Below are 10,297 nucleotides of genomic sequence, written 5' to 3'. Positions count from 1 at the left end.
CGGCGGAGGCGGCTGGGGCGGCGGCGGCTTCGGCGGCGGGAACCGCGGCGGCGGCGGCGACCTCGTCACGGGCGGCGTGCTCGGCGGCAGCCTCGGCGGCATCCTGAACGGCGGCCACGGGGGCGGAGGCGGCTGGTCAGGCGGCGGAGGCGGCTGGGGCGGCGGCGGCTTCGGCGGCGGCGGCGGGGGCTTCGGCGGCGGCGGCGACTTCGGGGGCGGCGGAGGCGGTGGCGGCTCCTTCTAGCCCGCGACGCCGACCACCGGAAGACCCACGGAACACCAACGAAAGGAACCCACATGGTGAAGCAGTCGATCTTCGGCCGCATCTCGACCCTCGTCCGCGCGAACATCAACACGCTGATCGACCAGGCCGAGGACCCGGAGAAGATGCTGGACCAGCTGGTCCGCGACTACACGAACAGCATCGCGGAGGCGGAGGACGCGGTCGCGGTGACGATCGGCAACCTCCGGATGCTCGAGCAGGACCACCGGGAGGACGTCGACGCGGCGAACGACTGGGGCCGGAAGGCCCTCGCCGCGTCCGCGAAGGGCGACGAGCTGCGCTCCTCCGGCAACGCGGCCGACGCGGACAAGTTCGACAACCTCGCGAAGGTCGCGATCGGCAAGCAGCTGCAGTCCGAGAAGGAGGCGAAGGACGCCGAGCCGACCATCGCCTCGCAGACCGAGGTCGTCGACAAGCTGAAGGACGGCCTGAACGGCATGCGCCAGAAGCTCGACCAGCTGCGGTCGAAGCGCAACGAGCTGGTGGCCAGGTCGAAGACGGCCGCCGCGCAGTCGCAGGTGCTCGGTGCGATGCGGTCGATCGACATCCAGGACCCGACGAGCGAGCTGGGCCGCTTCGACGAGAAGGTCCGGCGCGAGGAGGCGAAGGTGATGGGGCAGCAGGAGCTCGCCTCGTCCAGCCTCGACAAGCAGTTCGAGAGCCTCGAGGACCTCGGCACGCAGACCGAGATCGAGGCGCGGCTGGCCGCGCTGAAGCAGCCGGTGCAGCTGACCGCGACGCCGCTCCGCTCGAACGACGAGTGACGCTCGATCCGTTCTGAAGGAGTTCCTGAGCCCCTGGCCCAGGAACTCCTTCAAAACGGAACCTCGACCGCCCGGGATAGCGTGGCGGGATGAAGCGGCTGGTGGTCAGGATCCTCATCGTGGCGGTGGCGTTCCTGATCGTCCAGCGCCTCCGCGCGCTCGAGGACCTGTTCTGACCGGCGCTCAGCCGAGCGGGTCGTTGCCCCAGTTCATCAGGGAGTAGCGCCAGCGCGAGTGCTCCTTGTCGCGCTCCGGCCCGCCCTGCTCCGCGTGCCGGTGCACGTACCCGACGACCTTCTTCATGTGCGCGACGTCGTCCTCCGTCAGGTCGCCCTTGTTCGTCCGGAGGATCGTCACGATCCGGCGGCCGGACGCGTGCCCGGTCGACTCGCCGCCCTCCCCGCCGGTGTCGCCGACCGACTTCGACTCATCGGTCTCGAGCCAGTCCTCCAGCTGCTTCGGGGTCATGGTGACCGCCGCCCGCCAGTCGTCCCAGACCTCGTCGAGGTCCTTCGGGTCCGCCTTCGTCATCACAGCTCCTCGTGGGTCATGGGGTCGGCGCCCTCGCCGGGGCGGGCGAGCCCGGCGAGCTCGCCCAGCTCGTCGTCGGTCAGCTCGATGTCGAAGACGTCGAGGTTCTCCGCCTGCCGCGCCGGCGTCGCCGACTTCGGCAGCGGGATCACGCCGAGCGACACCGACCAGGCGAGCAGCAGCTGCGCGGCGCTCACCTCGTGCGCGGCCGCGATGCGGGTGACGGCCGGCTCCCGCACGAGGTCGGTGTCCTTGCCGAGCGGCGAGTAGCCCTCGGTCAGCACGCCGCGCTCCGCGTTCGCGGCCCGCCAAGCGTCCTGCGGCGCGTACGGGTGGACCAGGATCTGGTTCAGCACCGGGGTGACGCCGGTGTCGCCGATGATGCGGTCGAGGTGCTCCGGCAGGAAGTTGGAGACGCCGATCATCGACACCAGGCCGTCCTCGCGCGCCTCCACCAGCGCCTTCCACGCCTCCGCGTACAGCCCGAGCCGCGGGTTCGGCCAGTGGATCAGCACGAGGTCCAGCCGGTCGAGGCCGCTGCGGAAGAGGCTCTCCTCGATCGCGTGCCGCGCGAGGTCGTGCCGGTGGTACCGGCCGGGCAGCTTCGTCGAGTAGATCAGGCTCTCGCGGGGCACGGAGGACTCGGCGACCGCCCGCCCGACGGCGCCCTCGTTGTCGTAGTTGAACGCGGTGTCGAGCAGCCGGTAGCCGGCGTCGATCGCCGATGCGGTGGCGGCGACGCCGGCCGCCCCGCGCAGGTCGTAGGTGCCGAGACCGATGGCCGGCAGGCGGGCGCCGTCCTGGCCGGTGAGGAGGGGGATCGAGGACATGTCGGAGAGGCTGTCAGGCGCGCCTCCGAGCCGCCCTCAGACGAGCGCGCCGTCCCGCAGGGCGGCCGGCTCGGTGACCGGCAGGCGGCACACGAAGTCGCGGCAGACGTAGGCGGCAGGGCGATCGCCGATCGAGGTGCGGGCCTCGAACAGCTCGAAGCCCGCGGCGGCGAACGCGGCGGACGCGGCGTCGTCGACGACCGCGGTGATCGACGACGGCAGCGACCGCGCGGCGGCGGCGAGCGGACCGGCGGGATCGGGGCCGACCACGACCACCTGGCGGACCGGCTCCGCCAGCGCGACGGCGAGGCCGAGCGCGGCGCCGGTGCCGATCGGCCGCGTCAGCGCCTGCCCCGACAGCGGTCCGACGGTCGCGACCGCGGCGTCCCGGTACGCGGCGTCCCCGGTCAGCAGGTGCAGGCGCCAGGCGGCCGACGCGATCGCGGTCGGGCCGGAGGGGACCGCGCCCTCGTTCACGTCGGAGCCGCCCGGCACCCCCAGCGCCGCGAGCACCGGGTCGCCGGCGGGCGCGACGAGGCGGCCGTCGCGGAGGCAGGCGTCGACCAGGCTCCTGGCGGCGACCGCGAGGTCCGGCCGGCCGGCGACGAGCGCCGCCTCCAGCAGGCCGTCGGCGAGCGCGCCGTGGTCCTCGAGCGTCGCGACCGCGTCGGACGGGCGCCCGTCCAGGCTCGCCCGCAGCAGCACGCCGTCGTGCAGGTGGGCCGCGAGCACCGCGTCGGCGGCCTCCTCCGCGAGCGCGACCCACGACGGCTCCGCCAGCAGCGCGCCCGCGTGGGCGAGCGCGCCGATCGCCAGGCCGTTCCAGCCGGACAGCACCTTGGCGTCGACGGCGGGCGGCGGCTGGTGCGCCCGGTCGGCGGCGTCGAGGGCGTAGTAGCCGCCCTCGCTGCCGTGCCCGTCGACCTGGCTCTCCGAGTCCTGCGCGGAGCCGAACGCGCCGCTCGGCCGCCGCAGCACCTCCCGCAGGAACCCGACGATCCCCGCGGCGGTCGCCCGGTCGCCGAGCTCGGCGTAGGCGCGCAGCAGCAGCGCGTTGTCGGTGAGCATCCGCTCGTAGTGCGGCTCGGTCCAGTCCCGCCGCACCGCGTAGCGGAAGAAGCCGCCCTCGACGGGGTCGCGCAGCCCGCCGTCCCGCATCGCGACGAGGGCTCGCTCCGCGACGTCGCGCGCCGCCCGCCGGCGCTCCGGGCTCTGCAGCGGCGACCGGCCGAGCGCCAGCAGGGTCAGCAGCAGCGGGGCGACCGGGAACTTCGGTGCGCCGCCGAAGCCGCCGTGCTGCGGGTCCTCGGCGGCCGCGACCTCGTCGACGACCCGGGCGAGCGCCTCCGGGGTGACCGGCGACGCGTCCACCTCCGCCTCCGCCTCCGTCGCCGCCGCGAGCGCGGCCGCGAGCCCCGCGGCGGACGCCTCGACGTCGGCGCGCCGCGCGGTCCACGCCTCCTGCACGGCGTCGAGCACCTGCCGGAACGACGGGTGCCCGGCCGCCGGCCGCGGCGGCGAGTAGGTGCCGGCGTGGAACACGCGGCCCTGAGGGGTCATGAACACGTTCAGGGGCCAGCCGAGGTTCGGCGTGAAGGCGCCGGCGGCGGCGAGGCAGGCGGCGTCGACCTCGGGATGCTCCTCCCGGTCGACCTTGATCGCCACGAAGCCCGCGTTCAGCCGGGCGGCGAGGTCGGGGTCGCTGAAGCTCTCCCGCGCCATCACGTGGCACCAGTGGCAGGTCGCGTACCCGATCGAGACGAGCACGGGCACGTCGCGCTCCCGCGCCGCCGCGAACGCCGCGTCGCCCCAGGGGAACCAGTCGACCGGGTTCCCCGCGTGCGACCGGAGGTAGGGGCTCACCGCGTCCCGCAGCCGTTCCGCCATCCTCGCCCCTCCGTTCTCGCGGATCCGGATTCCTTGCGCGGATCCGGACGCACGACGCGACACGCCGGGTCCGGACGATCGGAGGACGGCGTGTCGCGCGATCCATCCGGATCCGCGAACGGCTCAGGCGGAGCCGGGATCCACGTCGTCGCCGCCCGAGATCTCCGGGCCCTCGGCGTCGCTGATGTCGATGACGTCGTCCGCGCCCTCGCGGCTCAGCCCGGCGGACTCCTCGTCCATGGCCTCGGTGACGGCCTCGGTCTCGTCGATCGGGGAGGCGTCGGGGTTCGAGCCGAACTGGGGGCCGGGGCCTTGCGGGGTGCTGTTGCTCACCCGTCCGGTCTACCGGTCGCGGATGGGAGGGGCCTGCCGGGCGCGTGGACGACGGAGGGCCCCGCCGTCGCCGGCGGGGCCCTCCGTGATCGCGGGTCAGGCGCGGCTGCGCCCGCGGACCGCGGTGTAGATGAGCAGCACGATGATCGCGCCGATGATCGAGCCGATGATGCCGGACGGCTGCAGGAAGCCGTCGCCGGAGTCCTTGCCGAAGAGGAGGAAGCCGAGCAGGCCACCGACGAAGGAGCCGATGATGCCGAGCACGATGGTCGCGGCGATGCCCATGTTCTGGCGTCCGGGGACGACGGCGCGAGCGATGAAGCCGGCGATGAGTCCGAGGACGATCGCGACGATGATGGTTCCGAGGATGCCCACGAGGACTCCCTTTCTGTGCGTGTGCCCCCAGAGTCTCGGATGCGGCTGACGCTTTCCTGAGTGTGAGATGCGCGCGACCCGTGTGCAGTCCGAGGAACGGACGGATCGCGAAGGAATAGGACGGAGCCTCCGCCGGTCGCACTCCCCGTGCCCGCCTCCGCGCTCTTCGCCCCCGTCCGCCTGCGCTCCGTCGCCGTGCCGAACCGCGTGTGGGTCTCCCCGATGTGCCAGTACTCCGCCGATGGGCGGGACGGGATGCCGACGGACTGGCACCTGGTGCACCTCGGGGCGCTCGCGCAGGGCGGTGCCGGCCTGGTGATGACGGAGGCCGCCGCGGTGAGCCCGGAGGGCCGGATCTCGGCGTGGGACCTGGGCATCTGGAACGACGCGCAGCGGGACGCGCTGGCCCGGATCGTCGGGTTCGTGCACGCGCGCGGCGCCGTGGCCGGGGTGCAGCTCGCGCACGCGGGCCGGAAGGCCTCCACCTTCCCCGAGTGGCTCGGCCACGGGTCGCAGCCCCGCGAGGAGGGCGGTTGGACGACGGTCGGCCCGTCCGCGGTCGCGTTCCCCGGGTACGCGCAGCCCGTCGCGCTGGACGAGGCCGGCATCGCGGGGGTCGTCGCCGACTTCGCCGCAGCCGCCGGTCGCGCCGTCGCCGCGGGCTTCGACCTCGTGGAGGTGCACGCCGCCCACGGCTACCTGCTGCACCAGTTCCTGTCCCCGCTCGCGAACCGGCGCACCGACCGGTGGGGCGGGTCGCTCGAGGGTCGCGCGCGCCTGCTGCTCGACGTCGTGCGCGCGATCCGGGCGGCGGTCGGCGAGGAGGTGCCCGTGCTCGTCCGCCTCTCCGGCACCGACTGGGTGGAGGGGGGCTGGACGATCGAGGAGACGGCGACCGTCGCCGGCTGGGCTGCGGCGGCCGGCGCCGACTGGTTCGACGTGTCGAGCGGCGGCATGACGCCCGATGCCCGCATCTCGGTCGGCCCCGGCTACCAGGTGCCGCTCGCGACCGCCGTCCGCACCGCGACCGGCCTGCCCGTGAACGCCGTCGGGATGATCGAGACCGCGCAGCAGGCGGAGGCGATCGTCGCCTCCGGCCGGGCGGACGCGGTGATGCTCGCCCGCCCGCTGCTGCGCGACCCGCACCTCCCGCAGGCGTGGGCGACCGAGCTGGGCGCCGAGGTCGCCTGGCCGCCTCAGTACCGCCGCGCGAGGCCCCGCCCGGCGATCGCTGCCGCCTGATCCCGAGCGATTCCATCTCGAAGGCGATCCGGTCGACCGGATCGCCTTCAAGATGGAGTACCCATGCCTGTCGACGCCCCGGTGATGACGTACCCGCCGCAGCTGCCCGTCAGCGCGATGCGGGACGAGATCGCGGCGACCATCGCGGCGAACCAGGTCGTGATCGTCGCGGGCGAGACCGGATCCGGCAAGACGACGCAGCTGCCGAAGATCGCGCTCGAGCTGGGGCGCACCTCCATCGCGCACACCCAGCCGCGCCGGATCGCGGCCCGCACCATCGCGGAGCGGATCGCGGAGGAGCTGGACGTGCCGCTCGGCGGCCTCGTCGGCTACTCGGTCCGCTTCACGGACACGTCTGGCCCGGACACCCGCATCCGGCTGATGACGGACGGCATCCTGCTCGCCGAGATCCGCCGCGACCGGGACCTGCGCCGCTACGACACGATCGTGCTCGACGAGGCGCACGAGCGCAGCCTGAACGTCGACTTCCTGCTCGGCTACCTGAAGCGGCTGCTCCCCCGTCGCCCCGACCTGAAGGTGATCGTCACCTCCGCGACCATCGACGTGGAGCGGTTCGCGGCCCACTTCGCGGACGCGGAGGGAACGCCCGCGCCGATCGTCGAGGTCTCCGGCCGCACCTTCCCCGTCGAGGTCCGCTACCGGCCGCTCGTCGTGGAGGACGCGGGGGATGACGAGGACGACCCCGATCCCGGCGGCTCCGAGGACCGCGATCTGGTCATCGGGATCCAGGAGGCGCTCGACGAGCTCGAGCGGGACCTGCCCGGTGGCGACGTGCTCGTGTTCCTCTCCGGCGAGAGCGAGATCCGCGACGTCGCGGACGCCCTCACCGGCCGGTACGCGGGGCGGTCGCGCCCCACCGAGGTGCTGCCGCTCTACGGCCGTCTGTCCGCCGCCGAGCAGCACCGCGTCTTCGAGCTCAGCACGGTCGCAGGCGTCGACCGGCGGATCGTGCTCGCCACGAACGTCGCCGAGACCAGCCTCACGGTCCCCGGCATCCGCGCGGTGATCGACGGCGGCACCGCCCGGATCTCCCGCTACTCCGCCAGAGCGAAGGTGCAGCGGCTGCCGATCGAGGCGATCTCGCAGGCGTCCGCGAACCAGCGCTCGGGCCGCGCCGGCCGCACGAGCGACGGCATCGCGATCCGGCTGTACGCGGAGGAGGACCTCCTCCGCCGCGCCGAGTACACCGACCCCGAGATCCTGCGCACCAACCTCGCGGCCGTGATCCTGCAGATGCTGTCGCTCGGCCTCGGCGAGATCACCGCCTTCCCGTTCCTCACCCCGCCGGACTCCCGCGGCGTGAAGGCGGGCCTCGACCTGCTGGCCGAGCTCGGTGCGATCCGGGAGGGACGCGGCGGCGAGCCGCCGACGCTCACGAAGGTCGGCCGCGACCTCGCCCGCCTCCCCGTCGACCCGCGGTTCGGCCGGATGCTGCTCGAGTCGAACCGGCACGGCACCACCCGCGACGTGATCGCGATCGTCGCCGGGCTCACGGTCCAGGACCCGCGCGAGCGCCCCGCGGAGAAGCGCGGCGAGGCGGACCAGCAGCACGCCCGGTTCGCCGACCCGACCAGCGACCTGCTCGCGCTGCTGAACCTCTGGAACCACCTCGAGGTGCAGCGCCGCGACCTCTCGTCGAGCGCGTTCCGCCGCCGCTGCCGCACCGAGTTCCTCAACTTCGTGCGGGTGCGCGAGTGGCAGGACCTCGTGCGGCAGCTGACGCAGGTCGCCCGCGACACTGGGATCCTCCGTGGACCCGGGGAGGTGGGCCGCCGGCATCCGGATGCCCACGAGGGACCCGTCGCCGGGAAGCACGCCGACGGCATCCACAAGAGCCTCCTCGCCGGGCTGCTGTCGCAGATCGGCCTGCGCGACGACCGCGCCGCCGCCCCGCGCGGGAAGGGCGACAAGCCGACCCCGCGCCGCGGCGCGATCGAGTTCGTCGGCGCCCGCCAGCTGCGCTTCGTCGTGTTCCCCGGCTCCGGGCTGGCGAAGAAGCCGCCGCGGGCGCTGATGTCCGCCGAGCTGGTGGAGACCTCGCGCCTCTTCGCCCGGATGAACGCGGCGATCGATCCGGCGTGGGCGGAGCCGATCGCGGGCGACCTCGTGAAGCGCACCTACGGCGAGCCCCGGTGGGAGCAGCGGCAGGGCGCGGCCGTCGCGGACGAGCGGGTCACCCTGTTCGGCGTCCCGATCGTCGAGAAGCGGCGCATCCAGTGGTCCCGCCTGAACCCCGAGCACGCCCGCGACCTGCTCCTCGAGCACGCGCTGCTCGGCGGCGAGTGGCAGCGCGAGGTCGGCCGCGACCCGCTGTACGAGTTCGACCGCGCGAACCGGCGGCTGCGGAAGGACCTCGACGAGGAGGCGGAGCGCACCCGCAGCCGGCCGGTCGACGAGGACCGGATCCTCGACTTCTACGACGACCGCGTGCCGGCCGACGTCACCGACGTCCGCCGCTTCGAGACCTGGTGGCGGGAGACGCGGCAGGGCGCGAAGGACCTGCTCACCCTGCGCCGCGCGGACCTGCTGGACGAGGAGGCGGCGCCGGAGGTCGACGAGCGCGCCTTCCCGCCCACCTGGCAGCAGGGCGACCAGCGCCTCCGGCTCGCGTACCGGTTCGCGCCTGGCGCGGTCGACGACGGACTGACCGTTCGCGTGCCCCTCCCCCTCCTCCCGACGCTCTCCCCCGCCGGATTCGACTGGCTCGTGCCCGGCTTCCGGGAGGAGCTGGTCACCGCGCTGCTGAAGTCGCTGCCGAAGCCGATCCGCCGGCACGTGGTGCCCACCGCGGACTGGGCGCGGCGGCTGCTGCCCGCGCTGCCGCCCGGCCCGGAGACCGGGGCCGATCCCGGTCCGCTGCTCGACGCGCTCGCGCCCGTCATCCGGCGGGGCGCCGGCGTCGCGGTCACGCCCGGCGACTTCGACCTGACCCGCCTGCCCCCGCACCTGCGGCCGGCGTTCGCAGTGACGGAGGCGCAGGGCCGCCGCGGCGCGCCGCGGGAGATCGGCCGCGACACCGACCTCGCGGCGCTGCAGGCCCGGTTCGCGGACCGCGCCCGCTCCTCCGCGGCCCGCGTCGTGGCCCGCCCGGCGCCCGGCACCGCCGCGATCGAGCGGACGGGGATGACGACGTGGGATCTCGGCGAGCTGCCGCGGGTGCTCGACACCCGCGCGGCCGGCGGGGTGGTCCGCGCCTACCCGGCGCTCGTCGACACCGGTGCGGCGGTCGACGTCCGGCTGCTCGCGACGCCGGAGGAGCAGGCCGTCTCGACGAGGGGCGGGGTCCACCGCCTGCTGGCGCTCGCGACCCCCTCCCCCGCCGCGTACGTGCGCGAGCACCTGTCCGCGACGGAGAAGCTGGCGCTCGGCGCGAGCCCGTACCGGTCGACGGAGGCGCTGCTGCAGGACTGCCTCGACGCCGTGATCGACCGCGTGCAGACCCGGATCGTGCCGGACGGGCTCGCCTGGGACGCGGCGACCTTCGAGCGGATGCGGGAGGCGCTCGCGTCGAGCGTCGTCGACGAGCTGTTCGCGGTGGTCGGCGCGGCCGCCGCCGCCCTCGCGGGGGCGCGGGAGGCGGACCGCGCGATCCGGCAGGCGACCTCGCTCGCGCTGGTGCCGGCGCTGTCGGATGCGCGGGCGCAGCTGGACGCGCTGATCCACCCGGGCTTCGCGCGCCTCGACGGCGCCGACCGGCTGCCGCGGCTCGCCGCCTACGCCGCGGGCATCGTCCGCCGGGTGGAGCGGCTGCCGGAGCAGGCGAACCGCGACCGCGTCTGGATGACCGAGGCGCAGACGGCGCAGTCCCTCTACCTCGCCGCGGGCGGCACGCTCCCCCTCCGCGCCGACCTGGCGCCGGGGCTGGTCCACGCGCGCTGGCTGCTGGAGGAGTTCCGCCTCAGCCTCTTCGCCCAGTCCCTCCCGACGGCCGAGCCGGTCTCCCTGCAGCGCATCCGCAAGGCCCTCACCTGATTCCGTTTCGAAGGAGGTTTTCGGCCTCGGGCCGAGAAGTTCCTTCAAAACGGAATCAG

The 10,297-nt window shown here is 74.5% G+C and carries 9 protein-coding genes; 4 read left to right on the top strand and 5 right to left on the bottom strand.

The features are described 5' to 3' along the window. Positions 1 to 244 (top strand): hypothetical protein (locus ACFE60_RS05020; RefSeq protein WP_375387744.1); only part of this gene is annotated, 244 nt, incomplete at its 5' end. A gap of 53 nt (positions 245 to 297) precedes the next feature. Further along, positions 298 to 1,047, top strand: coding sequence for a PspA/IM30 family protein (locus ACFE60_RS05015; RefSeq protein ID WP_375387743.1), 750 nt, complete (start codon positions 298 to 300; stop codon positions 1,045 to 1,047). A gap of 183 nt (positions 1,048 to 1,230) precedes the next feature. Here ACFE60_RS05015 and ACFE60_RS05010 read toward each other — a convergent pair whose 3' ends face one another. The 5 genes from ACFE60_RS05010 to ACFE60_RS04990 all read right to left on the bottom strand — a co-directional run bounded on the left by ACFE60_RS05010 (position 1,231) and on the right by ACFE60_RS04990 (position 4,997). Next, positions 1,231 to 1,578 (bottom strand): DUF3140 domain-containing protein, encoded by a 348-nt coding sequence (locus tag ACFE60_RS05010; RefSeq protein WP_375387742.1) that lies wholly within the window; start codon positions 1,576 to 1,578, stop codon positions 1,231 to 1,233. Beyond that, entirely contained in the window at positions 1,578 to 2,408 is an 831-nt protein-coding gene (locus tag ACFE60_RS05005) for an aldo/keto reductase (RefSeq protein ID WP_375387741.1), read from the bottom strand. The genes ACFE60_RS05010 and ACFE60_RS05005 overlap by 1 nt, the downstream gene beginning before the upstream one ends. A 36-nt stretch (positions 2,409 to 2,444) precedes the next feature. Further along, the gene (locus ACFE60_RS05000) at positions 2,445 to 4,295 is read right to left on the bottom strand and encodes a thioredoxin domain-containing protein (RefSeq protein ID WP_375387740.1); all 1,851 of its coding nucleotides are present in this window, start codon (positions 4,293 to 4,295) and stop codon (positions 2,445 to 2,447) included. Between the two features lie 123 nt (positions 4,296 to 4,418). Beyond that, positions 4,419 to 4,628, bottom strand: a complete 210-nt coding sequence (locus ACFE60_RS04995; RefSeq protein ID WP_375387739.1) for a hypothetical protein — start codon at positions 4,626 to 4,628, stop codon at positions 4,419 to 4,421. A gap of 96 nt (positions 4,629 to 4,724) precedes the next feature. Further along, positions 4,725 to 4,997 carry a GlsB/YeaQ/YmgE family stress response membrane protein gene (locus ACFE60_RS04990; protein WP_375387746.1) on the bottom strand — a complete coding sequence of 91 codons (273 nt, stop codon included), beginning with the start codon at positions 4,995 to 4,997 and terminating at the stop codon, positions 4,725 to 4,727. Between the two features lie 153 nt (positions 4,998 to 5,150). On the opposite strand from ACFE60_RS04990, the gene ACFE60_RS04985 reads away from it, so the two are divergent. Then, a complete protein-coding gene (locus tag ACFE60_RS04985; RefSeq protein WP_375387738.1) occupies positions 5,151 to 6,245 on the top strand; it encodes an NADH:flavin oxidoreductase/NADH oxidase in 1,095 nt (364 codons plus the stop codon). Between the two features lie 63 nt (positions 6,246 to 6,308). Further along, positions 6,309 to 10,238, top strand: a complete 3,930-nt coding sequence (hrpA, locus tag ACFE60_RS04980; protein ID WP_375387737.1) for an ATP-dependent RNA helicase HrpA — start codon at positions 6,309 to 6,311, stop codon at positions 10,236 to 10,238. The last annotated feature ends 59 nt before the right edge of the window (positions 10,239 to 10,297 follow it).

It is taken from the genome of uncultured Amnibacterium sp. (assembly GCF_964245895.1).
Lineage (GTDB): Bacteria > Actinomycetota > Actinomycetes > Actinomycetales > Microbacteriaceae > Amnibacterium.
The sequence above is the reverse complement of the archived record's forward strand: the minus strand, read 5'-3'. Positions and strand labels throughout refer to the sequence as shown.